We start from the raw sequence: 26,317 nt of genomic DNA on the forward strand, positions 1-26,317 counted from the left end.
TGAGCTGCTGTCCATCGAGCAGCGCGTTCACGCGCGGATCGTTGTTGTTCAGCTCGTAGGTGTAGGTGCCGTCGGCCTTGAGGACGATCTTGCCGTACTCGCCGTTGACGGCGGTGTTGACGTTGCCGGTGACGTTCTGGCCGGCGGGGACCGTGCCCTTGGCTACGCCGACGACGTTGGTGACGTCCGCGCCGAGGGTGTCGGCACCGGTGCCGCTGATGACGTTGCCGGAGGCGGTCAGTGCGGTGTCTTCCGTGACGGAAGCGGTGTCGGGCTTGGCTTCGGGCGCCGTGTCGGTGATCTGGATGACCAGGTCATTGCTGCGGGTCTCGCCGGCAAAGTCCGTAACGGAAACCTGGAAGAGGTCGCGGACCGAATCGTCGCCATTGGAGTGATCGGCGGCTCCGCCAGTTTCCTGGTAGGAGTAGGTGATCTTGCCAGTGGCGGCGTCGTAATTGGTGACGGTCAGCACCCCCTTGTCGGTGGCGATGACTACCGGGTTGGCGGCGCTGGCGTTGCTGACGTCCTTGCCGCCCACCGTGACCTTGTCGACGCCGGCCTCGGCGGAGACGGTCACGGAACCGGTGACCGTGGCGCCAGACGCTTCGGCCACATTGTTATGACCCGCCGTCACATCGCCGTCGCTGTCTTCAGGCGTGATCACCGGAGGAGCGTCGGTCTGGCCGGTGACCGTAATGGTCAGGGTGGCAGTGCTGGTCGCGCCTTGCGCGTCGGACACGGTGTACGTGATCGACGTCGTTGCGGTCTGGCCGTCATTCAAATACTGGAATGCCGTGCCGGGGTTGAACGTGTACGTGCCGTCGGCGTTGAGCGTGAACGTGCCGCCATTCGAACCGACGACAGGCTTGCCGACGTCGGCGTCGGCGCCATTGACTTGCGAAACACGGATGGTATCGCCGTCCGGATCGCGGTCGTTGCCCAGCACGCCTTCGGTAACGTGGTCAACGACCAGGGGCTTGTCTTCACCGGTGGTGCCTTCGTCATTGGTGGCGACCGGGACGGGGTTGCCCACGGTCCAGACGAAGGTCTGGGAGACGGTTGCGCCCGACTTGTCGGTGGCGGTGACGGTGATGAGGTACTCGCCCTTGACGCCCGTGTTGGTGTGATCGGACGCCCAGTTGGCGAACTGGCCGGTGAAGGTGCCGGTGGTGGGGTCGAACTTCAGGCCGCCGGGGATGTGGTCGACCGAGTAGACCAGGGAGTCGCCGTCGTCGAGGTCGCTGAAGAAGCCGGACAGGTTGTAGTTGACGACATCGCCGTCCATGTTGTCCTGGTTCTGCAGGGCAACTGCGGTCGGCGCGTCGTTGGTGCCGGTGATTTCGACCGTCAGCGTGGCGGAGCTGGTGCCGCCTTGGCCGTCCGTGACGGTATAGGTGATCGAGCTGGTCGCCGTCTGGCCCGCGGCCAGGTGCTGGAAGGCATTGCCGGGATTGAACGAGTACGAGCCGTCGGGATTCAGGGTGAACGTGCCGCCGTTGGAGCCGGCCGTCGGCGTGCCCACGTTGCCAGTGGCGCCGTTGACTTGCGACACGGTCAGGGTGTCGCCGTCCGGGTCCACGTCGTTGGACAGGACGCCGTTCTGGGCGCTGACGTTGAGCGTGGTGTCTTCGTCGGTGGTGCCGTTATCATCGGCCGCCGTCGGCGCAGGGTTGGTGACGTCCCAGTTGAAGTCCTGGGAAGTCGTGGCGCCGGACGGGTCGGTGGCGGTCACCGTCACCGTGTAGACGCCATTGTTGCCGCCTTGCGAGGCGGAATGGTCGATGGTGCCGGTGATGATGCCGGTGTTCGGGTCGATGGTCAGGCCTGGCGGCAGGCCGGTGGCGGTAAAGGTGAGCTTGTCGCTGGTGTCCGGGTCCGAGAAATGGCTGGAGACGTTGTAGCTCACGCCGGTCTGGGCGTCGATGCCCGAGGTGTCGGCGATGGAGGTGGACACCGGGCCGTCGTTGGTGCCGGTGATCGTCACGACGACGTTCGCCGTGGAGGTGGCGCCGCTGGGATCCGTGATGGTGTACGAAACGGTACTGGTGGCCGTTTCGCCCACGGCCAGGTGGCCGTATTCGTTACCCGGGTTGAAGACGTAGCTGCCGTCGGGCAGGACCGTGAAGGTGCCGCCGTTGCTGCCGTTGACCGTGATGCCGGCCGGGGTCATGGGGCGGCCGCTGACCGAGACGATCGCCAGCGGGTCGCCATCGGGATCCGAGTCGTTCAGCAGCAGGTTGCCGCGCACCAGGCTGTTCTGTTCGCCGCTGCCGGTATCGTTCAGCGCGTTGGGCGGGGTGTTGACGGTGGCCGGAGTGGCTTCATCGTCGCCGCCGGCGCCGGTGCCGGACAGGCGGGGCAGGATCTCCTGGCCACGGCTGGGGTTCGGGTAGGCCAGGTCGAGCGGGGTGGTGGTTTCCAGGATGCGGGCCAGGCGCACGAAGCTGCTGCCGCCGGCATCGCCGCCGCCGGCCACGACGGCAGCGGTGGGATCCAGTTCATCGAACGGGTCGCGGCCGTCGCGCAGGGCGGCCAGCAAGCGGTCGGAGTCGGTGCCGGAGGGCGGAGCCACAGCCGCTTCGGACGGGTCGGCCAAGGGGCCGGTCATGTCGCCGGTCACGGCAACCTCGCGGCCTTCGCCGATGACGATCGGCATGCCGTTCTCGACCTGAAGCGAAACCGTGGCGCCCGAGGCAGTGACCACGTCGCTGCCTGCGGGGACCTTGCTGCCTTGATGCAGTTCAGTCAGGGAACCGTCGCTATTGCGTATCCACGCGCGACCGGAGATTTCGTTGACGACTGCGGGAGAGGTGTTGGCCATGTTGGTTCCGTTTCAGGGAGTTATCCAAGATGGCCAGATACTAGATTGCGCCGCCGGCGCGGGATATTGTCCTCAAGGACAGTATCAGGAAGTAATTTTGATTTTGGCGTCGGCGGGGGCAGATATGCCGTGGACGAGCAGGGCGAGCTGCAGGCGGTCGGTTACGCCCAGCTTTTCGAAAACGGCTGACAGGTGGGCCTTGACCGTGCGTTCGGTGATGCCCAGGGCTTCGGCGATCTGCGCATTGGCCTGGCCGCTGGAGGCATAGCGGGCCACGGTGATTTCACGCTCGGTCAGCACGCCGCCATCCCAGGCGTGCTCGTCCTGGGCGCGCTCGGCGACCAGCTTGAGCAGCCGCGACACCAGCGAACGGCCCATCCAGATGCCGCCGGAGGCGACGACTTCCAGCGCCTGCGACAGCGAGGCGGCCGAGGCATAGCCGTGGCAATAGCCATGTGCGCCGGCGCCCAGCACCCGGGTGCCTTGCTCGTCGTTAGGACTGGGGCTGGCGACCACCACGTGCAGGTCCGCCAGGGTCGCGGCCCAGATGGGATCCTGCCAGGACGGCAGCCGGGGCAGGTCCGCATCCAATACCGCCAGAGTGCGGCCCTGTTCGCGCCAGCGTTGCAGGTCGGCCAGGCCGCGCCCGCGGGCCGCCAGCCAGCGGGCCGGATTCAGGCCGCGCCAATGCTGCCACAACAGGTCGTCGTGCGTAATCAACAGGACAGGAACGGGTTTCATAAGGCCTTGCAGCCCTCCTTTAACGTTCGGTAAAGGCATTCGCCTTGGCGCGCAGTATGGGCTTGAGCAGGTACTGCAGCACCGTGCGCTTGCCAGTCAGGATATGAACCTCCGCCACCATCCCGGGGATGATGGGCAACAGTTTGTCGCCTACCGTGCTGCGATCCGTGCGGACCCGCACCACATAGTAGGAATTGCCTTTCTCGTCGGTCACGGTGTCCGCGCCGATCTGTTCCACCTTGCCTTCGAGGCCGCCGTAAATGGCGAAGTCGTAGGCCGTGAATTTCACTTCTGCCTTCTGGTCGGCATGCAGGAAGCCGATGTCGCGCGGCTGGATGCGGACCTCGAGCAGCAGCGTGTCGTCCTTGGGCACGATCTCGATGATGTCCTTGCCGGGCTGGACCACGCCACCGACCGTGTTGTTGAACAGCGTCTTGACCGTGCCGCGCACCGGGGCGCGGACCTCGGCCAGCTTCACGCGGTCGGCCAGCGCCAGCTTGCCTTGGCGCAGGGTCGCCAGCTTGGTGTTGGTTTCCGACAGCTCGTTGCGGGCCTGGTTGCGGATGTTCAGCTCAGCTTCCTGAAGCTTGCTTTCGGCTTCCTTGATGGAGGCCTGGAAGCGGTCGATCTGGGCTTCGGCGCCTTTTTGTTCGCCGCAGTAGCGGGCCACGTCGCGTTGCAGGCGCAACAGGTCGACTTCGGACACGGCACCGCTCTTGAGCAGGGGACGGGTCACCTGCAGCTCGCGCGAGGTCAGGCCGCAGCTGGCCGCGGCCTGGTCGCGCTTGGCGATCGTTTCGCGCAGATCTTCCTGGCGTTGCTTGAGTTGTTCGCGCGCGACGTTGACCGTGGCGTTCAATTCAGTGGTGCGCGCTTGCCAGGCATTGCGCTCCATTTCCACCAGCCCGGGCGCCTGCGTCAGCACTTCCTCGGGAGCCACGAAGGGTTCGCCCGTGGCCAGGGCCTGCAGGCGGGCGGCCTTGGCGAGCAGGGAAAGGTATTCGGCGTTGTTCTCGCCCAGCGACGAGGCGAACCGGGTGGAGTCGATCTTCAGCAGGATCTCGCCCGCCTCGACTTCCTGGCCCGGGCGCACCAGGATTTCTTCGACGATGCCGCCGTCCAGACTCTGGATGATCTGGACCTGGCGCGAGGGCACGACCTTGCCTTCGCCGCGGACGACTTCGTCAATGCTGCCGGTGCCGGCCCACAGCAGCAGGCCGCCGGTGGCCAGCAGGCTGACCCACAACAGGATGCGCGAACCGCGCGCCTGCGATTCATGGATGACCCATTCGGCGTTGCCGACGTAGTCGGAGCGTTGCTGGGGCTTGCCTTTTTCGGCGCCGTCCAGCAAGCGGTCGAAGAAGAACACGAAGACGCCGCGCAGCATGCGCCACAGGCTTCCAAACAGGCCGTGCCGGGTTTCGCCAGGATTGTTCAGCATGGTTTCCTCAGCTTCCGCGTCCGACGCGTCCTTGACGCAGTGCCTCGACCACTTGCTCCTTGGGACCGTCAGCCACGATATGGCCGTTGTCGATCACGATCAGGCGGTCGACCAGGTCCAGCAGGGCGGTGCGGTGCGTGACCAGCAGGATCGTCTTCGTGGCGCTGGCTTCACCCAGCCGCTTGCGCAGCTGCGCTTCACTCTGGTGATCCATGTTGCTGCTGGGTTCGTCCAGCAGCAGGATGGGCGGATCGTTGATCAGGGCGCGGGCCACTGCCACCGACTGGCGCTGGCCGCCGGAGAGGGACTCGCCGCGTTCGCCGATGACCATGTCGAAGCCGTCGGGGTGCAGGTTGGCGAAATCGGTGACGCCCGCCATGTTGGCGGCTGCCAGGATGCTGGCGTCGTCAGCGTAGGGCGCGCCCATCGCCAGGTTGTGCTTCAGGCTGCCATAGAACAGCAGCGGGTCCTGCGGCACGTGGCCGATAGCGCGGCGCACGTCGGCCGGATCGATCTGCCGCACGTCCACGCCGTCCAGCAGGACTGCGCCCTCGGTGGGCTGGTACAGCGCGAGGGCCAGCTTCTCCAGCGTGGTCTTGCCGGAGCCGATGCGGCCAATGATGCCGACCTTTTCGCCCGGCTTCAGCTTGAAGGACACTTTCTTCAGCACCGGCTGCTTACTGCCGGGATAGCTGAAGGTCACGTCGCGGAATTCAATGCCGCCATGGAAGACGGGACGATGCAGGAATTCGGCTTCTGCCGGACGTTCGATCGGCAGCTTCATATAGTTGTCGATCGAGCCCAGCGAGGTGCGAGCGTTCTGGTACTGCATGAGCAACCCGGCGACCTGGCCGAGCGGGGCCAGGCAGCGCCCGGCGATCATGGAGGCGGCGATGATGCCGCCCATGGAAATGGCGGATTCCTGGGCCTGGTAGACGCCGATGATGACGACGGAGATCGACACCAGTTGCTGGACGGCCTGCACGAAGCCGACCGTCGAGGACGAAATCAGCTTCAGTTTGCCGCCGGTCAGGGCGATGTACTCGGTGGCGCGTTCCCAGTTGCGCTGGATGGATCCCTGCGCGTTGAGCGTCTTGACGGACTCCAGGCCGGTCAGGGCCTCGACCAGGGTCGCGTTGCGCTGCGACGACGCTTGGTAGGAGGCCATGGTGAGGGATTCCATGCGGGCTTGCGCGGCCAGCGATACCAGCAGGATCAACACGATCGCGACCAGCGGCGGCAGCACCATCCAGGGCGAAATCCAGACCAGCGCCAGCAGGAACAGCAGAATGAAGGGCAGGTCCACCAGGGTGGTAATGGTGGCTGACGCGATGAAATCGCGAATGGATTCGAACGAACGCAGGTTGGCGGCGAAGGATCCCACCGATACCGGCCGGCCCTCCATGCGCAGGTCCAGCACGCGTTCCATGATCTGCGCGGACAGGCGCACGTCGACCCGTTTGCTGGCGCTGTCCACGACGTGGGAGCGGGCGGTGCTCAGGATCATGTTGAAGATCACGACCAACGTGATGCCGATGGCCAGCACCCAGAGCGTTTCGACGGCGTTGTTCGGCACGACGCGGTCATACACGTTCATGGTGAACAGCGGCATCGCCATTGCGAAGACGTTGATCAGCAGGGCGGCGATCAGCGCGTCGCGGTACAGGCGCCGGTTTTCCATGATGGCGGCCCAGAACCAATGGCGCTCGCGCACCTTGGCGACTTCGGGCGCGCGCGCGTCGAAGCGGAACTGCGGGCGCACGAAGCACACCAGCCCGGTGTATTGCGCCGACAGTTCCGCGGCGCTCATTTCCATCGAGCTGCCGCCCAATTCGGGGTGGCTGACGACGTAGTTTTCGCCGTCTTTCTTCAGCAGCAGGCAGGCGCGTTCGCCGTTGAGCAGCAGGATCGCGGGCAGCAGGTCCTGCGAAATGCTGTCCAGCGTGCGCTTGACCACGCGGGCGGAGAGCTGCGCGCGCGCGGCGGCGCGCGGCAGCAATGCCGGCGTCAGTTTGTGTTCTTCCAGCGGCAGGCCGGCCGACAGCGCCTGGGCCGTCGCCGTCACGCCATGGAGCCGGGTGATTTCAACCAGGCAATCGAGCAGCGGGTCGTCATGCGCCGCGCGCGCGTCCGCGCGCCACTCCCGGGCCGCCATTTCAGATAACTTGTCCATCTTCGTCATCCAGCAGGTCGAGGTGTTCGGAGAGGCGCGCGCGCTGTTGCTTGCGCTGGGTCAGCTTTTGTTGAGCCTGGATAGGCAGGTCGGTCATACGCAAGGTGCCATTGGCTATCAGCGCGTCGATCAGGTCTTCCAGGACGCGGACGAAGTCCGCATCCAGTTGTGAGAAGTCGTTGCCCTGTTTCTGCATATGGTCTCCTTGCGCTTGCGTCACCTAGGGTTTGGCCTTGGGCGAGTTTACCGGGATGAACGTGGGCGGCAGATTGCCCTCGTTGTATTGCACGCGCACGGGCGCCAGGCGGGCCGAGTCGGGGATCGTCGAATTGCAGAGCTTGATGACTTCGTCGGAGACTTCCAGCTTGCCGTTTTCCTCGGGCATTTCGTTGCGCGCGGGCTGCAGCGACAGCGCCGGCAGCAGTGCGTGCGACAGCGCCAGCCAGCGGTATTGCGCGATCTGCAGGTCATACAGCGCGTTGGTCAGGGCCCGGCGCGATTCGAACAATTCGTTTTCGGTGTCCAGCAAGTCCAGCAGCGAACGCTGGCCGATCTGGAATTGTTGGCGGTAGGCTTCGCGCACCTTGGTGGTGGCCACTTCGTGGTCGCGCAGGAAGGGCAGCTTCTGGTTCAGGCTGGCGACGTTGTTCCAAGCCACGGCCAGGTCCTGTTGCACATTGCGGCAGGTGTAGTCGCGGATGTCGCGCGCAGCATAGGACTGCGCGGAGGTCTGGCGCACGCGGGCGGAGTCGGAGCCACCGCGATACAGGTTGTAGCTCATGACAACCTGGACGCTGGAGTTCTGGATGTCGCGGTTTTGCGGCGTGGGATCGTTCTGGTCGCGGCCGGTGGCGGCCACGAATTCGAACTTCGGCGAGAAGGCGCCCTTGGACGAGGCGACGCCCGCCTGCGCGGCCTGCAGCCCGGCCTGCTTGGACAGGAAGCTGGGGTTGCGGCGCAGCGACTCGTTGAAGTCGGCGGGCTTGACCGGCAGCTTGCCGCTGATATCGGGCGTAGGCTGCATCGCTTCAGGGGGCAGGGCGCCGGTGACGCGCTGGAAACGCTGCTGCACGTCCAGCAGGTTGGCGGTCTCGGTCATCAGATTGGTCTGGGCCAGCGCCAGGCGCCCGCCGGCCTGTTCCAGGTCGACGCGGCGGCCCACGCCCGATTCGGCGCGCTCGTTGATCTGCTTGAGCGTTTCTTCGTGCAGGGTGTAGTTCTGGCGGGCCAGCAGTTCCATGTCGCGGTAGCGCTGCAGGTCGATATAGGCCTGCACTGCGCTGAACGCGGTGTTGTCGCTGGTGGCCAACAGGTCATAGAAGCGCGCCAGCTTGTCGAAGCCGGCTTGCTTGACGTCGTTGCTCGTACGGAAGCCGTCGAAAATCAGCTGACGCAATTCCACGCTGTAGCCGGGACGGCTCCAGCTTTGCGACCCGACTCCGGGCACGTTGTTGCGGTACTCGCGACCCACATAGCCTTGCGCATTGATCTGCGGGAAGAACGCGCCGCGAGCAACGGCCTGGCCTTCCAGCGAAGCCTGGAAATCATGGTACTTGGCCTGGATTTCCGGGTTGCTGAGCAGGGTCTGCTCAACGACCTGGTTCAGTGTGACCCCAGCTGCCCCGGAGGCGGGAGCTGCTGACTGTGCAAATGCCGCAGGAACGAATGCCAGGGCAAGGACCGAAGTCGTGCTTTTGAGCAAAAACGAAGCCATAGTGATTATTCGCGAGTCGAGTTAGGAATTAATGGCCGCCATATTGTGTGGAAATGTCAGATTTGACGAGTCAATATTTGTTAATTCTTGACGAAGTTTTCCGGTCGGCAGTTTGAGTTTCTTCGCGCATCATCTCTTAATTAGCTTGAATTTGCACTAATTTCGCCATATCCCGGATTTTTGATCCGGTTTAATGCAGGATAAATGCGGTTTATTGCGCTTTATTTCGTCGTTTGGGTGAATCCAGCGCACAACGATTATATCGGTTTGATAATTTTGTATCTGTTTTAAATACCCGAATTTGTATCTGTAACTGTTTGATTGCAGTTCGATTGAAGTATGGAAATAGGACGAAGTGACCCTCGCCATGTCCTAGCATGGTAGTGTTAGTACTGGTATATAAGGTGTAGTTGTACTAGGTTGAGACCCTGTGCATAATTCGCTCATGCCGCAGTGGCTGGCGCCCGGGGATCACTGTTTGAACCGCGCGCGGCACGAGCCGGATTGTCTATTTGCAGAGCGCATCCATGGCCCAAACTCTTTACGACAAACTCTGGGACGCCCACGTCGTCCACCAGGAATCAGACGGCACCTGTCTGCTCTATATCGACCGCCACCTGGTGCACGAAGTCACCAGCCCCCAGGCGTTCGAAGGCCTGGCGATGGCCGGCCGCAAGCCGTGGCGCACGGGCGCCAACCTGGCGGTGGCGGACCACAACGTGCCGACGCTGAACCGCGCCCAGGGCATCGACGATCCGATTTCGCGCCTGCAGGTGGACACGCTGGACGCCAACTGCGAAAAGTACGGCATTACCGAATTCCGCATGAATGACCTGCGCCAGGGCATCGTGCACGTGATCGGCCCGGAGCAGGGCGCGACCCTGCCCGGCATGACCGTGGTCTGCGGCGACTCGCACACCAGCACGCACGGCGCGCTGGGCGCGCTGGCCTTCGGCATCGGCACCTCCGAAGTGGAGCACGTGCTGGCGACCCAGACGCTGCTCATGAAGAAAGCCAAGAGCATGCTGATCAAGGTCGACGGCGAATTGCCCTTCGGCTGTACGGCCAAGGATGTGGTCCTGCACATCATCGGCATCATTGGCACGGCCGGCGGCACGGGCTACGCCATCGAGTTCGCCGGCAGCACGATCCGCTCGCTGTCCGTGGAAGGCCGCATGACCGTCTGCAACATGGCCATCGAAGCCGGCGCCCGTTCGGGCATGGTGGCGGTGGACGACAAGACCGTCGAGTACTTCCGCGGCCGTCCCTTCGCGCCCACGGGCGTGCTTTGGGATCAGGCGGTGGGCTACTGGCGTACCCTGCATACCGATGAGGGCGCCAAGTTCGACGCCGTGGTGGAAGTCAACGCCCGCGACATCAAGCCGCAGGTCACCTGGGGCACGTCCCCGGAAATGGTGCTGCCGGTGGATTCCCGCGTGCCGGACCCAGATCGCGAAAAAGACGACGTGCGCCGCAGCGGCATGGAACGGGCCTTGCAGTACATGGGCCTGAAGCCCAACACGCCGCTTACCGATATCCGTGTGGATCGCGTGTTCATCGGTTCTTGCACGAATTCGCGCATCGAAGACCTGCGCGCGGCTGCGGCGGTCGCGCGCGGCAAGCATGTGGCCTCCAATGTGCGCCAGGCCATGGTGGTGCCGGGCTCGGGCCTGGTCAAGCAGCAGGCCGAGCGCGAAGGCCTGGACAAGATCTTCATCGAGGCGGGCTTTGAGTGGCGCGAGCCGGGCTGCTCCATGTGCCTGGCCATGAACGCCGACCGCCTGGAACCGGGCGAACGCTGCGCCTCCACCTCGAACCGCAACTTCGAGGGCCGGCAAGGACAGGGCGGGCGCACCCATCTGGTCAGCCCGGCCATGGCCGCCGCCGCCGCCGTCGCCGGCCATTTTGTCGACGTCCGCACTTTCCGTTAAGCGTCACGCACCGAGTACCGACATCATGCAAGCATTTACCACTCACGAAGGCCTGGTGGCTCCGCTCGACCGCGAAAACGTCGATACGGACCTCATCATTCCCAAGCAGTTCCTCAAATCCATCCAGCGCACCGGCTTCGGTCCGAACCTGTTCGATGAACTGCGCTACCTGGACCATGGCGAACCCGGCATGGACAACAGCAAGCGTCCGCTGAATCCGGATTTCGTGCTGAACCAGCCGCGTTACCAGGGCGCTTCGGTGCTGCTGGCGCGCAAGAACTTCGGCTGCGGCTCCAGCCGCGAGCATGCGCCCTGGGCGCTGACGCAGTTCGGTTTCCGCGCCATCATCGCGCCGTCCTATGCCGACATTTTCTTCAACAACAGCTTCAAGAACGGCCTCTTGCCCATCGTTCTGTCGGAACTGGAAGTCGCGCGCCTGTTCGACGAAGTGAAGGCTTTCCCCGGCTACAAGCTGCGCGTCGACCTCGACCGCCAGGTCGTGGTGGCGGCGGATGGGCGCGAGATGGGTTTCGACATCGAACCGTTCCGCAAATACTGTCTGCTCAACGGCTTTGACGATATCGGGCTGACCCTGCGCCAGTCGGACAAGATTCGCGCCTTCGAGGCCGAGCGTCTGGCCCGCCATCCGTGGCTGGAAAGCCGTCCCATCGCCTGACGCCACCATTCTTCTGATTACAGGATCGTTTTCGTATGACTCACAACATCGCAGTCCTGCCGGGTGACGGCATCGGCCCGGAAATCGTCGAACAGGCCGTGCGCGTCCTGAAGGCGCTGGACGTGTCCTTCGATATCAAGCAAGCGCCCGTGGGCGGCGCCGCCTTCGATGCGTTCGAACATCCGCTGCCGCCGGCCACGTTGAATCTGGCCAAGGAATCGGACGCCGTGCTGTTCGGCGCCGTGGGCGACTGGAAGTACGACAGCCTGCCGCGCGAGTTCCGCCCCGAGCAGGCCATTCTGGGCCTGCGCAAGGCGCTGGGCCTGTTTGCCAACCTGCGTCCTGCCATCCTGTATCCGGAACTGGCCAGCGCCTCGTCGCTGAAGCCCGAGATCGTGTCCGGCCTGGACATCCTGATCATCCGCGAGCTGACTGGCGACATCTATTTCGGCACGCCGCGCGGCGTACGTTCTTCACCCGACGGCGCCTTCGCCGGCGAACGCGAAGGCTACGACACCATGCGCTATGCGGAATCAGAAGTGCGCCGCATTGCGCGCATCGGTTTCGAATCGGCCCGCAAGCGCAACAAGAAGCTGTGCAGCGTGGACAAGGCCAACGTGCTGGAGACCTCGCAGTTCTGGCGCGACATCGTCATCGAAGTCGCGCGGGAGTATCCCGACGTGGAGCTGTCGCACATGTATGTCGACAACGCCGCGATGCAGCTGGTGCGCAACCCGCGCCAGTTCGACGTGATCGTGACCGGCAACCTGTTCGGCGACATCCTGTCCGACGAAGCCGCCATGCTGACCGGTTCGATCGGCATGCTGCCTTCTGCTTCGCTGAACGCAGGCGGCCAAGGCTTGTATGAACCCAGCCATGGCTCCGCGCCCGATATCGCCGGCCAAGGCATCGCCAATCCGCTGGCGACCATCCTGTCCGCGGCCATGCTGCTGCGCTATTCGCTGAATCTGGCGCCGCAGGCCGACCGCATCGAGGCCGCCGTGCGCCGCGTGCTGGCCGACGGCCTGCGCACCGCCGACATCTTCGAACCGGGCACGACCAAGGTCGGCACGGCGCAGATGGGCGACGCGGTGCTGAAGGCGCTGGCCTGATCTTCTCGGGATCGAGCCGCCGGGCGCTAGCGCGCGTGGCGGTTGAAGCACCGTAAACAAGGGGTGGCCCGGCTGGGCCGCCCCTTGTTTTGCTGTTGTGGCGTCGCCTCGAAAGCGCCCCGTATCCATTGCGGCCCCTATTATTTCTAGCTGCGCCGCAACATCCGGCCGTGCATTCTGATAAATTGTTGAATTGCACGGCTTTTTCCCCTGGACCCTAGTCTCCACACCTTTAAAGAGCGATTGAAATGAATCAAGCAGTAGGCCTTGTCGGCTGGCGCGGTATGGTCGGCTCGGTGCTCATGCAACGCATGCGCGACGAGAACGACTTCGCACTGATCGAACCGGTGTTTTTCTCCACCAGCAACGCTGGCGGCGCCGCGCCCACTTGGGCCACTGGCGCAGGCCCGCTGCAAGACGCCTACAACATTGACGCTCTGAAAAAACTGCCGATCATCGTGACGGCGCAAGGCGGCGATTACACCTCCGAGGTCTATCCCAAGCTGCGCGGCGCAGGCTGGAACGGCATCTGGATCGATGCCGCCAGCACCCTGCGCATGGCCGATGACGCCATCATCGTGCTGGATCCGGTCAACCGTCCGGTCATCGACGCGGCGCTCAAGCGCGGCGTGCGCAACTTCATCGGCGGCAACTGCACGGTCAGCTGCATGCTGATGGGCCTGGCCGGCCTGTTCAACAACGACCTGGTCGAATGGATGACTTCCATGACCTACCAGGCGGCTTCCGGCGGCGGCGCGCAACACATGCGCGAACTGCTGACCCAGTTCGGCGAGATCAATCAATCGGTCAAGTCGCTGCTGGACGATCCCGCGTCGGCCATCCTGGAAATCGACCGCGGCGTGCTGGCCAAGCAAAAGGACCCGGCGCTTCCCCACGAGCACTTCGGCGTGCCGCTGGGCGGCAACCTGATTCCCTGGATCGACAAGGATCTGGGCAACGGCATGTCCAAGGAAGAGTGGAAGGGCGAGGTCGAGACCAACAAGATCCTGGGCCGCGGCGCAGCCTTCGGCACGCCCGCCACGCCGATCGACGGCCTGTGCGTGCGCATCGGCGCGATGCGCTGCCACAGCCAGGCGCTGACCATCAAGCTCAAGCGCGATGTGCCGCTGGACGAGATCGAAGCGCTGATCGCCGAAGGCACGCAGTGGGCGAAGGTCGTGCCCAACACCAAGGATGCCACGGTTTCCGCGCTGACTCCGGTCGCCGTTACCGGCACGCTGGACATTCCGGTGGGTCGCCTGCGCAAGCTGTCGATGGGCTCGCAATACCTGGGCGCTTTCACCGTGGGCGACCAGTTGCTGTGGGGCGCCGCCGAGCCGCTGCGCCGCATGCTGCGCATTGCGCTGGCCGAAGCCTGATGCCGTCGCAGGCGGCGTTCGGCGCCGCCTGACCAGGCGCGCAAGGCAAGCAAGGGCACCTCAGGGTGCCCTTGCCGTTTGCGCAGAGTCTGTGCTGTATCGGCGGACAGGCCCGCCAGCAAACGCGGCCGGGCCTTTCAGGTTTGTGAAATGCGCATGATCCATTACACTTTTCCCGTGAATTGATGCCTGTTCTCACCGATATGGCGTGAGCCGGCTCCAGCCCGCAAGTCGACTACAAGACGGAATTCCAGCTTATGACCCAGCGTTCGCGCCAAGTGAAGCATGCCCGCCGTTTAAAAGCCCTGCAGTGGGCGATTGCGCTGGCGATTGGCTCAAGCGTGTGCAGTACCGCCATGGCCATGCGCGTGGGGCATTCGCGGGTGGTTTCCGTGCCGGGCGCGCCGCTGCAGGCGGTGGTGGGATTGCAGGAGCTCACGCCCGAGGAAATCGCATCGCTCAAGGTGTCGGTGGCTGACGAGGCCTCCTGGCAACGCGCAGGTCTGAAGCCGCCGGTTCCGCTGGCAAGCATGGTGGTCCGGGTCGAGGACGGCCTGGACGCCACGCGCAAGAATCTGCGCGTGCGGGCCTCGCAGCCGCCGGCCAGCGGCGCGGTTGATCTGCTGCTGAATATCAACTCCAGTTCCGGGCAGCGCCAGGTGCAGGTCAGCATTCTGGTGCCGCTGCGCGGCACGACGGCTGACGTGACGCCGGCTGCGGTCGGCACGCCGGGGCGCGCGGCGGGATCGCGTTCGGTCAACGTGAAGTCCGGCGACAATCTGTTCGCTATCGCGCAACGCAATGCGGTGCCCAACGCATCGGTCTATCAGATGCTGGTGGCCTTGTGGCGCGCCAATCCCGAGGCCTTCATCCAGAACAATATGAATCTGGTGAAAGCCGGCCAGAGGCTGACGATTCCCGATGCGGCTACCGTGCGCGCGGTGGATCCGGCCGAGGCGCGGCGCATCTTCAATGAACATGCCGAGGCGTTCGCGAAGTACCGCGCCCGCATCGGCGCGGCGGCCGGCGCGAATCCGTCCGTGGTCCAGGGGCAGGGCGCGGCTTCGGGCAGCGTCGCGCCTCCTGCTGATGCCGGGGCGGCCAGCGCATCGCCGCCGCAGGATCGCGTACGGCTGTCCTCTGGGCAGGCGCAAGACAGCGCATCGGCGCAAGCAGAGGCCCAGGCCGATGCCAAGACGTCGACTGAGCGCGCCATGGCCGATGTCCAGGGGCGCGTGAGCCAGTTGCAAAGCAACGTCGACGATTTGAACAAGGCGGTGGCACAGCAAGGCGCCGCTGGTGGCGCTTCTGGTACTGCGGCGTCGCCGGGCGCGGCAGGCACTTCGGGTGCAACTGGCGCTGCGGGTGCAACTGGCGCTTCGGGTGCAACAGGCGCTTCGGGTGCAACAGGCGCTTCGGGTGCAACAGGCGCTTCGGGTGCAACTGGCGCTTCGGGTGCAACTGGCGCTTCGGGTGCAACAGGCGCTCCGGGTGCAACAGGCGCTTCGGGTGCAGCAGGCGCTTCGGGTGCAGCAGGCGCTTCGGGAGCGGCAGGCGCTTCGGGAGCGGCAGGCGCTCCGGGTGCAACAGGCGCTTCGGGTGCAACAGGCGCTTCGGGAGCAGCAGGCGCTTCGGGTGCAACAGGCGCTTCGGGTGCAACAGGCGCGTCTGGCGCGGCGGGCACTTCGGGTGCGGCAGGCGCTTCTGGTGCAACAGGCGCTTCGGGCGCGACAGGCGCGTCGGGTACGCCGGGCGCACCGGGCGCAGCGGGTACGCCCGGTGCAACAGGGTCGGCAGGACCTGCGAACACCTCGAACGCCCCAGGCGCTTCTGGGGCATCTACGCCAGATCAGGCCGCTGGCACGCCGGCAGGCAAGGATTCCGCTTCGGACATGCCCGGGTGGCTGGCCGACAATCTGCTCGTTATCGTCACTGCAGTGCTGGCGCTGATCGCATTCGCGATTGCCTGGCTCTTGCGCCGGGCCGGTGCGCGGCGCGGGGACGATGACGAGGAAACCTACGAATTCAACGAGCCAGCGCTGGATACGGCGGCGCTGAACCGCAAGCTCGGAAGCATCAATCTCGACCTGGACGAACCGCCCACTGACGAACCGCACCGTGTCGGCGGGCCACGGGTTTGATACATGTCTAGAGTTGCATTGGGGCTGGCGTACGACGGCTCCGCTTGGCAGGGTTGGCAGACACAGCCGCATCGGCAAACGGTGCAGGACACGTTGGAGGCCGCCCTGGGCAGTTTTTGTGGTGTGGAAGGGCCGGTGGCGACGATCTGCGCCGGCCGCACCGATACCGGGGTGCACGGCGCGATGCAGGTGATTCATCTGGACACTGAACTCGACCGCCGGATGGAGTCCTGGGTCCGGGGGGTGAATGCTTTCCTGCCTCCCAGCATTTCAGTCCAGTGGGCGCAGCCGGTATCGGACGAATTCCACGCGCGGTTTTCCGCGCGCGCCCGTACCTACGTATATTTGTTATGGCGCGGCCGGGTGCGGCCGGCATTATGGGCGGGCCGGGCGGGCTGGTGCTTTCAACCGCTGGACGTCGATGCCATGCGGGCCGCAGCGAATGCCTTGCTGGGCGAGCACGATTTTTCCAGCTTCCGTTCCTCGCAGTGCCAGGCCAAGCATCCTGTGCGCCATCTCTACCGGCTGGATATCGATGAGCGCGGGCCGTTCCTGGTGTTCACGCTGAAGGCCAATGCCTTCCTGCATCATATGGTGCGCAACATCATGGGCGCGCTGTTGCAGATCGGGCAAGGGCGCGAATCGGTGGACTGGATGGCGCAGTTGCTGTCCTGGCGCGACCGCAAGCGGGGCGCGCCGACCTTCGCACCCGATGGGCTGTACCTGTCCGCCATCGATTATCCGGAAGAGTTCGGCCTGGATGAGCTCGACGGGGGATCGCAGTTGCTGTCGCCGTTTACTCAAACCTATTAGGGATGCCGCCGGCAACGGCGATGCCTGCCCGTATCCGATGGAGGCTTTTGCCATGCAACGCCGCGCGTTTTTGAAGCAGACCGCCCTGGGCGGCGCCGCTCTGGTCGCTCCGGCGTTCGCGCAGGAAGTTCCGTTGGCCGAGGAAAACGCCATCCCGGCCCCGTCGGCGCCGCCAGCGGGACCGCAAGAGGCTCCGCCCAGCCCGCCGCCCGCTCCGGCCGCCGCGCCCGAAGCGCCGGCGGTGGTGGCAGCCCCAGCCAAGGTCGCTTGGCGGCTGGCCTCCAGTTTTCCCAACGAGTCTCCCACCTTGTTCGCCGGCGCCGAAGACGTGGCGCGTTACGTGAACGAGGTGACGGACGGGCGCTTCAGCATCGAAATCTTTCCCGCCGGCGACCTGGTGCAGCCGGGGCAGGTGCTGGAAGCCGTGCAGCATCGCGTCGTCGATTGTGGCCATACGGCGTCGACCCGCTACTTCGATGTCGACCCCGCGCTGTGCTTTGACGCCGGCGTGCCGTTCGGCCTGAACACGCGGCAGATGAACGCCTGGATGACGCAGGGGGAAGGCCTGGCGCTCACGCGCGTGCTGTTCGACAAGTACAACATCCTGAACTTTCCCTGCGGTTATACCGGCGCGCAGATGGGCGGCTGGTTTCGCGGGGAAATCAAGACCGTGGACGACCTGCGCGGGCTCAAGGTGAAGGCGGGCGGGTTTGCCCGCCATGTGCTGGCGCGGATGGGCGCCACGCCCGTGGACGTGCCGGTGGCCGAAGCCTATGCCGCGCTGGAGCAGGGCGTCGTGGACGCCGTGGCTTGGATCGGCCCTTACGACGATGAAAACCTGGCGCTCTATAAAGTTGCCAGGAATTACTACTTTCCGGGCTGGTGGGCGGGCACGCTGCAGCTATCCTTGTATGTGAACCAGGACGCCTACGACGAACTGCCCAAGCCGTATCAGTCCGCTTTGACGCTGGCATGCCGTATGGCGACTGCCAACATGATCGCCAAGTACGACGCGGGCAATCCGGACGCGCTGCGCCGACTGGTGTCGCGCGGCGCGCAGTTGAAAGCGTTTCCCAAGCCGGTCCTGCAGGCGAGCTACGAAGCCTCGCTGGCCGCCTACCAGGAAATGAGCGCCAAGGATCCCATGTTCAAGAAGCTCTACGACAGCATGGCGGCGTTTCGCGACAAGGAAACGCCCTGGTTCCGTCTGGCCGAGGGCAGCTTCGACAATCTCGTGGCCACCGTGGGTCAGCCCGGCGCGTAGGTGCTGCCTGCACGCCGGATATACTGATTCGACCGGCCGCGCAGGGCGGCCAAGCCAGCGAAGAGTTTCATGCGCACACGCATCAAGATCTGTGGATTGACCCGGGAACAGGATATCGACGCCGCCGTCGCGGCGGGCGTCGATGCGATCGGCTTTGTGTTTTACCCCAAGAGCAAGCGTTGCCTGACGCCGACGCGCGCAGCCCAGTTGCGGCGCATGGTGCCCGCCTTTGTCGACGTGGTGGCCTTGTTCGTGAATGCGCAAGAGGCCGAGGTGCAGGCCGTGCTGGACCAGGTCAAGCCGGAGCTGCTGCAGTTCCATGGCGATGAAACGCCGCAGGACTGCGCGCACTACGGTCATCGTTTTTTGCGGGCATTCCGTGCCGGCGCGCCCGGCCTGGACACCGCGGAAAACCTGGCCTCCACATGCCGCGCCTATGGCGAAGCCGCAGGCTGGCTGTTCGACAGCTACAGCGCGGGCTACGGTGGCAGCGGTCATGGTTTCGACTACGAGTTGCTCGACGAAGTGAGGGCCGATCCGGTGTCTCGGCCCCTGATCCTGTCGGGCGGCTTGAACGCGGAAAACGTCGGGCAGGCCGTGGAATTGGTCAGGCCTTGGGCGGTCGATGTAAGTAGCGGCGTGGAGCTTGAGCAAGGAATTAAAAGTTCTGATAGAATCTCGTTCTTCGTTGCTGCGGCGCAAGCGGCAGACGCGAAGCTGAAGGGAAATTAGTAGTGCGGTGCAGGCGGTTTGAAGTAGTGGGGCAAGGCTGAAAAGCGGCGTCCAAGGTTCCCAGGAACTGGTACTTCAAACGCGTTGCGCAGACAAGCTTGAAGGCATGCGAAAGTAAACCTCGCAAACGCCGCAAACTTCGAAGCGCAATAAATAATGCAAAAAATCTTGCCAGACGATTTGCATAGTTTAAAAAAGCACTATATAATTCTTCTTCTTTGCAGGCGGTTAGCTCAGCTGGTTAGAGCGCCACGTTGACATCGTGGAGGTCGTTGGTTCGATTCCAATACCGCCTACCAAATTCCTGCAAAGTGCTGTCAAGCACGGCAAAGAGAAAGCCGCTAGATCAATGATCTGGCGGCTTTTTTGTTTGGGTTTCGTCCGTTGCATGCCGCGCGCCATGCCACCAAGCATGGTTTTCGCGGGGCAATGGCAAAGGCGCGAAAACTCTTCAGCTATCGACGCCAGCCGTTAGCCCTGCATTTACTCAAGCCTGTGCGTTCTGCGCAGTTCGCGGTAAATCGCCGAATCATATTGAAGTAAGCCACGCATAATGGAAATATGGCGATTCATTAGCGTGTGGCCGAACATTTTGGCCACGTTCCGTTGACCGGCCGCCAGACATTTCCTTTCAGTACAACTGGCGGATTGGCCGATGATTGCCTGAGGCCGTTGGTTTGAATCAGGGGACCCTGTGAGCGAAGAATTGTCGCGACAAGGTAGACGTGAACGGCAGGGCCATTCCCTCGTGCGTCGCGTGACGCTCGGTCTGGCCCTGGCATGGTTTGCGTTGGTGATAGCTATTGCACGCTGGATGTCGCAGGGAATGGAGGCATCGCGGCTGGACAGCCTAGCCGCCAGCGCCGAATACGAGGCAAGAATTACTGCGCGCGTCATGGATCGGTTATTCACCGAGATGGTGAGCGTAGCGAACATGGTGGCCCGCCAGGGCCAAGTGATCCAGCTTGCCGTCCGTTACCGTACGGATCCACCCGGCGCAGCCGACTTGTCTCGAGAGCAGCGAGCGGCCCTGTTCACGCGGGATCCATTGGTGCGCAGGGTAGGCGACTTCATGAATGAGCTGGCCAGCGATCTGCGATACGCCCGCATTTATATGAACAATATGTCGGACGATACGGTGACGGCCAGTAACTGGGCGGAACCCGACAGCATCGTCGGCATGATCTACTCGGGTCGGGCTTATCTCGAAGACGCATTGCGTGATGGCTATGGCAGTTACTTCGGCATTGCCCGGTTGAACAAGAGTCCATCGTATTTCGTCGCCAGCCGCATCGAAGACTCGAATGACATGCCGCAGGGCTCAGTGACGGTAAAGTTCGATGCGCCGGATGTGGCGCTTTACCTGGCCGGGCGACATATCGCGTTGGTTGTGAATCGCCAGGGAAGGGTAACCACGGCTTCTTCCGAGCCGTTCATGCTGCGTAATGTCGCAGCGCTTTTGCCTGCCGATTCGGTACTGCCTTCCGATGGCGATGAAGACCTCGGCGAACCCCTGGATATTCGCGCCATACCCGGCTCGATCCAATCCGGCCGTTGGCTCATCGATGGCAGGCCCTATCTGGCGAGGCGGCAGGCGCTGGCTAATGGGCAATACCACTTGATCACGCTGGCCTCGCTGGAATCTTTGGCGCCCATGCGCAAGCGGCATATGTGGGCGACGGGATTGGTGGCGATGGTCGGTCTGGTCCTGATCCTTCTCTCCAGCCATGTGGTCGCGCAAATGGTGAGACGCCGCCAGGATGAACGGCATGCCGCCAACCATGATGCGCTTACCGGCTTGCCGAATCGGCGAGCGATCATGGCGGAGTTGGAGCGGTATTTCTCGGAGGCGAATCGGACGCAGCGGTCTGTTCAAGTCGCGTTTATAGATCTGGATGGGTTCAAGACGATTAACGATACCTACGGCCACGACATCGGCGACAAATTCTTGATCGAGGTTGGCCGACGTCTGTCGGCAGGCCTGCGTTCTGGAGAGGTGCTGGGTCGATGGGGGGGCGACGAATTCGTCGTCGTTGGCTTGGGCGCAAGGTCAGGGCCGACGGCTGATGCTGTGGTTGAAACAATGCGCACGCGCCTGGCCCCGTTGCTCAGCGGCATCTACACCCTGGACGACTGCAGTTTTCACTATGCCGGCGCGAGCTTTGGCATTGTGAATGCCGATCCATCGGCCAGCGCGCTGCAGGCCGTCCTCAGGGAAGCAGATCAATTGATGTATGCAGACAAGCAGGCGCGGCGTGAGATGCAGATTGCGTAACCGCCTGCCGGGCTGAGCCCGGGAAGACCTGCATCCGCCAGCCTTCTCGATACCCCCTAGGCCGTCATGCTGCGGCCCAATATACTGTATAAAAATACAGTATATTTGAGGTCGGCAGCAGCGCAATTCGGCCCGGTTTCGGCCGAGAGGGGACGAAGCATGATCGATGAGGAATGGACGCAGCGGGACGACTATTACTGGCAAGGGCCAGCGGGCTGGACGATCTCCCGGGTCTTCGTGGACGGGATGTGGCAGTACGAACTATGGTTCAGCCGCGGCGGCGGAGGCACGATTTACGGAATGCGCGCCTCATTGGAAGGCGCGCAAGAGCTCTATCAGCAAAAGCTGCGGTAAGTTCTTGCCTGTCTACAGGGAAGCGCCACCCGCGGCGTGGCTTCTATCTGCTGCGGCTGCTCGTGTCGCGCATCGGAAACCCGACTTTTCCTAGATTCCGTTTTTGGGCGCATTAAGAATCAGCCGCAAGCCCAGCGCCGCAATAACGCCCGCCGCTGCCCGGTCTATCCATTGCTTCGCCCGTAGATAAACCTCGCGCGGGCCCTTGGTCGAAAAACAGAGCGCCACGATCGCATACCAGCCGAATTCGACCAGGAACACCAGGGGCGGCAGCGCGAAATAGGTCCATGCCGGCGGATGCTGAGGCAGCAGCGCGGCGAAGATGCTGCCATACCAGATGGCCGTCTTGGGGTTGCTCAACTGGGTCGTGAGACCGATCCAGAAGGAACGACGTCCATTGCGTGATGCTGGCGCGCTGCTGCCGGGCATGGCAAAAGGCTGCCTGGCGTTGCGCCAGATGCCGGCAGCCACGTAAAGCAGATAGGCGCCGCCCGCGATTTTCAGCGCGACGTACAGCCATTCCACGCTTTGCAACAGGGAATACAGCCCCGCCAGCGCCAGGCCGGCAAACAGCATGCCGCCTGCGCCCATGCCGAAGGCCGAGGCCAGGCCGTCCCAGCGGGACTGGCCGATGGCCTTGCGCGCGACGATGATGAAGCTTGGTCCCGGCAGCATGGCTCCGAGCCACAGCGCACCGAGGATAGCGAGTATGGAAGCAAAGGGAGTCATGGTCGTTGGGGGCTGGAGCCATGGGAGACAATGATTCTTCCATGAAAGTCCGGCCCTGCAAAGGACGGTGAAGCGCCTGCTGGCGGCAGGCGTTTCGCGCAAATCCGGGTCTCAGCCGCTCGCCAGCGCCAGCGGCGCGGTGCGCCCTGGAGCGGCCGCCCTCGGGGCGGACTGCGCTTGCGGCTGCCGTTCATCCTGCAGGCGGAATACGCCCACGGCTTGCAGCAGCTCGGTCGCCTGCGATTGGAGGGCCGCCGAGGCGTCGGCGGCCTGGGCTACCCGGGCCGCGTTCTGCCGGGTCAGTTCGTCCATCTGGGTCACGGCCTGGTTGACTTCGTCGATGTCCGTACCCTGGACCCGGCCCGCGTCGCCGATCTGACCGACGATGGCGGCCACGCGCTCGATGCTGGCCACGACTTCGCGGATCACGCCGGCGGCATGGTCGGCCTGGCGGAAACCGCTGCTGGTCTTCTCCAGCGAGCCGTCGATCAGGGTGCGGATCTCGCGCGCGGCGCTGGCGCTGCGTTGGGCCAGCGCGCGGACCTCGGTGGCGACGACCGCGAAGCCTCGCCCGCTTTCACCGGCGCGGGCTGCTTCCACCGCCGCGTTCAAGGCGAGGATGTTGGTCTGGAATGCGATGCTGTCGATCAAGCCGGTGATTTCGGAGATCTTGTTGGCTTCCTGCTGGATTTCTCCCATCACCGTCGCCACGCCCGCTACCGCGGCGCTGCCCGTGTCCGCGATGCGCCGCGCTTCGTCGCTCAGCTGCCGGGCCTGCAAGGCGTTGCCGGCGTTGTCATGGACATTGGCGGCCAGGTCGCGCATCGATGCAACGGTCCGCTCCAGGGAGTCGGCCTGGGTCCGGGTGCGTTCTTCGAGCTGCTGGTTGTCCTGCATGATGTCGCGCGAGGCGGCGGAAAGAGCGGTGGCGGTGTTCCTTACGCCGCTCAGGGTCCGGTGCACGGCGTCCATCGTGGCCTTGAAGCTGCGGCCCAGGCTGCTGTCCATGCTCATGCCGCCAAAGCGCAGGTCGAACACGCCAGCCTCACGGCCGATATGCGCACTGAGTCGGGCCAGTTCCTCGGCCGCCACCGCGGCCCGTTCCATTTTCCAGGCCAGCCAGCCTAGCGCGGCAGCCTGCACCACCACATAGGCTGCGTGCAACAGCACCATGGGCAGGCTCGGCTCGGTGAAGCAAATTGTTCCGTAGCCCCATTGCTGCAGGAAGTTGAAGGACAGGTGATGCAGCGCGATGACGACGGCCGCGCACAGGATGGTGCGCCAGTCGCGATAGGCCAGCAGCAGCGAGAGCAGCACGAAGATGCCGAAATGGATCTCGGCCATGCCGGACATCAGATGGATATGGAGCGCGGCCAGCACCATCAGGCTACAGGCCACGACCAGGCGGGTACTCAAGCGGCCGGGCCGCCAGAGTATCAACAGCGACGGTATGCCTGCGGCGGCCAAGCCGACGCCGATGGCGGCGCCCCAGCGTCCGTATTGAGGGGCCAAGCACAGTCCGACGGCAAACAGCAGCCAGAGCAGAGGCAGCATCGCCCGGTCGGTGCGGCGGTAAGAGTCTTCCAGCAAATCGCTTGCGTTGCGCATGGCAGTTCCTTGCTACGGGAAGCGCGGGGACCCGCGCACGTTCGATTTTTATTCAATAATTCCAATTTGTGAATATATATTCCAAATTATTCTCTACTGTTGCCGCGACGCGGCCAAGTGATCCGCCCCATACCGGCGGCCGGAAAACCGGCGCTTTGCGCGGCGCGTTTGAAGCGAGCGGAAAACCTGGGATATCCTGCTGCCCATCATGATGAGAGTACTGTGGCTCTGCCTGGGTTGCCTGATGCTGGCATTGGGTGTGATCGGCGCGTTTCTGCCCGTCATGCCTACGACCATTTTCCTGATCCTGGCGGTGGCCTGCTTTTCGCGCTCTTCGCCGCGTCTCGAGAAATGGCTGCTGGATAGCCCGACCTACGGTCCCGCCCTGCGCGCCTGGCGGGATCAGGGCGCCGTATCGCGCAAGGGCAAGACCTACGCCTGCCTGGGCATGGCGCTGGGCTATGTGCTGTTCTGGTGGGGCGCGCATCCGTCGTGGATGCTGGCCGCCGGCGTCGCCGTGTTCTTCCTGGCTAGCGCGGCCTACGTCGTCACGCGGCCGGCGCCGCAGGGGCCGCAGGCCGGCAGCGGACAAACGCGGTAGCCGCCGGCGTCAATGCGAATGCCGGGGATCGCCCCGTGTTTCCACGACCTTCAGATACAAGGTGGCGGGCTCCAGGCAGCCGCCGGTTGAAAGCTGGCCGACCAGTTGCCGGTATAGCTCTTGCCACGGCGTCTGAGATTCCGGCGCCTGGTAGGGCGGCTCCAGCTTGCGGCGTTCCATTTCTGTTTCATCCACCAGGGCGGTGACCGTGCGCTGGTTCAGGTCGACGCGGATGCGGTCGCCCGTGCGCAACAGCGCGAGGCCACCGCCCACCGCGGCTTCCGGCGACATGTTCAGGATCGAAGGGCTGGCCGAGGTGCCGCTCTGGCGGCCGTCGCCCAGGCAGGGCAGGGAGTCTATGCCGCGCTTGAGCAGATGCGAGGGCGGCGCCATGTTGACCACTTCCGCGCTGCCGGGGTAGCCGACGGTGCCGGCGCCGCGGATCACCAGGATGCAGTGCTCGTCGATGTTCAGGGCGGGGTCTTCGATGCGCGCGTGGTAGTCCTCGGGGCCTTCGAAGACGATGGCGCGCGCCTCGAAGGCGTTCTCTGAACCGGGCTCCGACAGATAGGCGTGGCGGAAGGCTTCGCCGACGACCGACATCTTGATGATGGCGCTGTCGAAGAAGTTGCCCGAGAGGACGATGAATCCCGCGCGATGCCTGAGCGGCGCGTCGCAGCTGCGGATGACGTCCGCATTGTTGGTCTTGGCCGCAGCCGCGATCTCGCCGATGGTCTTGCCGGACACGGTGCCGCAATCGGTATGCAGGCGGCCTGCTGCCGCCAGTTCGTGCAACACCGCCGGGACGCCGCCCGCGCGGTGAAAGCCTTCGCCCAGATGCTCACCCGCAGGTACACAGTTGACCAGCAGCGGCACGTCTTCGCCCAAGCGCTGCCAGTCGTCCAGGCTCAGGTCGATGCCGGCGTGGCGGGCCATGGCGATGAGGTGCGGCGGGCAGTTGCTGGAGGCGCCCAGCGCCGAGGCCACGACGATGGCGTTCTCGAAAGCCTGCCGCGTCAGGATATGGGACGGGCGCAAGTCCTCGCGCACCATGTCGCAGATACGCAGCCCGGTGGCGTAGGCCATCTGGCCGCGCTCGCGGTACGGCGCGGGAATGCTGGCGCAGGTGGGCAGCGACATGCCCAGCGCTTCGGCCAGCGAGTTCATCGACAGCGCCGTGCCCATGGTGTTGCAGTGGCCGACGGACGGCGACGACGCCGTGGCCAGCGTCATGAAGCCTTCGTAGTCCAGCTTGCCCGCGGCCATCAGATTGCGCGCATGCCAGATGACCGTGCCGGAGCCGACGCGCTGGCCGTCGTGCCAGCCGTCCAGCATCGGCCCGCCGGACAGCACGATGGCGGGAATATCCACGGTGGCCGCGGCCATGAGGCAGGCGGGCGTGGTCTTGTCGCAGCCGGTGGTCAGGACCACGCCGTCCAGCGGATAGCCGTGCAGGATCTCTACCAGGCCCAGATAGGCCAGGTTGCGGTCCAGCGCGGCGGTGGGGCGCCGGCCCTGTTCGGCCAGCGGGTGCACGGGAAACTCCATGGGGATGCCGCCCGCGTCCCGGATGCCGGCCTTGATGCGCTCGGCCAGCGCCAGGTGATGCCGGTTGCAGGGCGCCAGGTCGCTGCCGGTCTGAGCGATGCCGATGATCGGCCGCCCAGATTGCAGTTCCTGGCGCGTCAGGCCGTAGTTGAGGTAGCGCTCGACATAGATGGCCGTCATGTCGGCGTGGGCCGGATCGTCGAACCACTTCTGGCTGCGCAGCTTGCGGGGAGTCTGGGACATGGGATTCTCGTTTACAGCGGT

The 26,317-nt window shown here is 64.3% G+C and carries 19 protein-coding genes, 1 tRNA gene and 1 pseudogene; 12 read left to right on the forward strand and 9 right to left on the reverse strand.

Features of this window, described 5'->3' with window-relative positions:
• From IB257_RS25325 to IB257_RS25350, 6 genes are all read right to left on the reverse strand, one after another.
• Positions 1-2,821, reverse strand: a 2,821-nt coding sequence (locus IB257_RS25325) for a retention module-containing protein (protein WP_192493006.1), incomplete at its 3' end; no start/stop codon positions are given.
• 84 nt (positions 2,822-2,905) lie between these two features.
• Positions 2,906-3,562, reverse strand: coding sequence for a response regulator transcription factor (locus tag IB257_RS25330; protein WP_054458286.1), 657 nt, complete (start codon positions 3,560-3,562; stop codon positions 2,906-2,908).
• A gap of 19 nt (positions 3,563-3,581) precedes the next feature.
• On the reverse strand, positions 3,582-5,003 hold the full coding sequence (locus IB257_RS25335) for an HlyD family type I secretion periplasmic adaptor subunit (protein ID WP_054458285.1): 1,422 nt from the start codon (positions 5,001-5,003) through the stop codon (positions 3,582-3,584).
• A gap of 7 nt (positions 5,004-5,010) precedes the next feature.
• Positions 5,011-7,176: a type I secretion system permease/ATPase gene (locus IB257_RS25340; protein WP_370540126.1), complete on the reverse strand. Its 2,166-nt coding sequence runs from the start codon at positions 7,174-7,176 to the stop codon at positions 5,011-5,013.
• Entirely contained in the window at positions 7,160-7,372 is a 213-nt protein-coding gene (locus tag IB257_RS25345) for a hypothetical protein (RefSeq protein ID WP_042792889.1), read from the reverse strand. Before IB257_RS25345 ends, IB257_RS25340 begins: the two co-directional genes overlap by 17 nt.
• Before the next feature lie 24 nt (positions 7,373-7,396).
• Positions 7,397-8,890, reverse strand: coding sequence for a TolC family outer membrane protein (locus IB257_RS25350; protein ID WP_054458283.1), 1,494 nt, complete (start codon positions 8,888-8,890; stop codon positions 7,397-7,399).
• A gap of 527 nt (positions 8,891-9,417) precedes the next feature.
• On the opposite strand from IB257_RS25350, the gene leuC reads away from it, so the two are divergent.
• The 11 genes and pseudogenes from leuC (at position 9,418) to IB257_RS25405 (ending at position 21,567) form a co-directional block, all read left to right on the forward strand.
• Positions 9,418-10,821: a 3-isopropylmalate dehydratase large subunit gene (gene leuC / locus IB257_RS25355; protein WP_054458282.1), complete on the forward strand. Its 1,404-nt coding sequence runs from the start codon at positions 9,418-9,420 to the stop codon at positions 10,819-10,821.
• A 25-nt stretch (positions 10,822-10,846) separates the two neighbouring features.
• Positions 10,847-11,497 (forward strand): 3-isopropylmalate dehydratase small subunit, encoded by a 651-nt coding sequence (gene leuD / locus IB257_RS25360; protein ID WP_054458281.1) that lies wholly within the window; start codon positions 10,847-10,849, stop codon positions 11,495-11,497.
• Between the two features lie 35 nt (positions 11,498-11,532).
• Complete coding sequence (gene leuB / locus IB257_RS25365) at positions 11,533-12,609, forward strand: 3-isopropylmalate dehydrogenase (RefSeq protein WP_042792892.1); 1,077 nt, start codon at positions 11,533-11,535, stop codon at positions 12,607-12,609.
• A 248-nt stretch (positions 12,610-12,857) separates the two neighbouring features.
• A complete protein-coding gene (gene asd / locus IB257_RS25370) occupies positions 12,858-13,988 on the forward strand; it encodes an aspartate-semialdehyde dehydrogenase (protein ID WP_125471394.1) in 1,131 nt (376 codons plus the stop codon).
• Between the two features lie 257 nt (positions 13,989-14,245).
• Positions 14,246-16,129 (forward strand): FimV family protein, encoded by a 1,884-nt coding sequence (locus tag IB257_RS25375; RefSeq protein ID WP_192493008.1) that lies wholly within the window; start codon positions 14,246-14,248, stop codon positions 16,127-16,129.
• Between the two features lie 3 nt (positions 16,130-16,132).
• Entirely contained in the window at positions 16,133-16,942 is an 810-nt protein-coding gene (gene truA / locus IB257_RS25380) for a tRNA pseudouridine(38-40) synthase TruA (protein WP_119451610.1), read from the forward strand.
• A 52-nt stretch (positions 16,943-16,994) separates the two neighbouring features.
• Positions 16,995-18,206, forward strand: a complete 1,212-nt coding sequence (locus IB257_RS25385; protein ID WP_192493009.1) for a TRAP transporter substrate-binding protein — start codon at positions 16,995-16,997, stop codon at positions 18,204-18,206.
• Between the two features lie 63 nt (positions 18,207-18,269).
• Positions 18,270-18,938: pseudogene (locus IB257_RS25390) on the forward strand (phosphoribosylanthranilate isomerase); the annotation flags it as partial.
• Between the two features lie 222 nt (positions 18,939-19,160).
• Positions 19,161-19,237 (forward strand) — tRNA-Val (locus IB257_RS25395).
• Positions 19,238-19,632: 395 nt separating this feature from the next.
• A complete protein-coding gene (locus IB257_RS25400; protein WP_217472169.1) occupies positions 19,633-21,213 on the forward strand; it encodes a sensor domain-containing diguanylate cyclase in 1,581 nt (526 codons plus the stop codon).
• A 159-nt stretch (positions 21,214-21,372) separates the two neighbouring features.
• Positions 21,373-21,567: a hypothetical protein gene (locus tag IB257_RS25405; RefSeq protein WP_054458275.1), complete on the forward strand. Its 195-nt coding sequence runs from the start codon at positions 21,373-21,375 to the stop codon at positions 21,565-21,567.
• A gap of 90 nt (positions 21,568-21,657) precedes the next feature.
• On the opposite strand, the gene IB257_RS25410 is transcribed toward IB257_RS25405, so the two are convergent.
• On the reverse strand, positions 21,658-22,296 hold the full coding sequence (locus IB257_RS25410) for a LysE family translocator (RefSeq protein ID WP_125471399.1): 639 nt from the start codon (positions 22,294-22,296) through the stop codon (positions 21,658-21,660).
• 111 nt (positions 22,297-22,407) lie between these two features.
• Complete coding sequence (locus IB257_RS25415; protein WP_175182145.1) at positions 22,408-23,904, reverse strand: methyl-accepting chemotaxis protein; 1,497 nt, start codon at positions 23,902-23,904, stop codon at positions 22,408-22,410.
• Between the two features lie 208 nt (positions 23,905-24,112).
• On the opposite strand from IB257_RS25415, the gene IB257_RS25420 reads away from it, so the two are divergent.
• Entirely contained in the window at positions 24,113-24,505 is a 393-nt protein-coding gene (locus tag IB257_RS25420) for a YbaN family protein (protein WP_175161104.1), read from the forward strand.
• A 9-nt stretch (positions 24,506-24,514) separates the two neighbouring features.
• Here IB257_RS25420 and IB257_RS25425 read toward each other — a convergent pair whose 3' ends face one another.
• On the reverse strand, positions 24,515-26,296 hold the full coding sequence (locus IB257_RS25425) for an IlvD/Edd family dehydratase (RefSeq protein WP_175214316.1): 1,782 nt from the start codon (positions 26,294-26,296) through the stop codon (positions 24,515-24,517).
• Between the last annotated feature and the right edge of the window lie 21 nt (positions 26,297-26,317).

Source organism: Achromobacter sp. ACM03, from assembly GCF_014851665.1.
GTDB classification, from domain to species: domain Bacteria; phylum Pseudomonadota; class Gammaproteobacteria; order Burkholderiales; family Burkholderiaceae_B; genus Achromobacter; species Achromobacter aegrifaciens.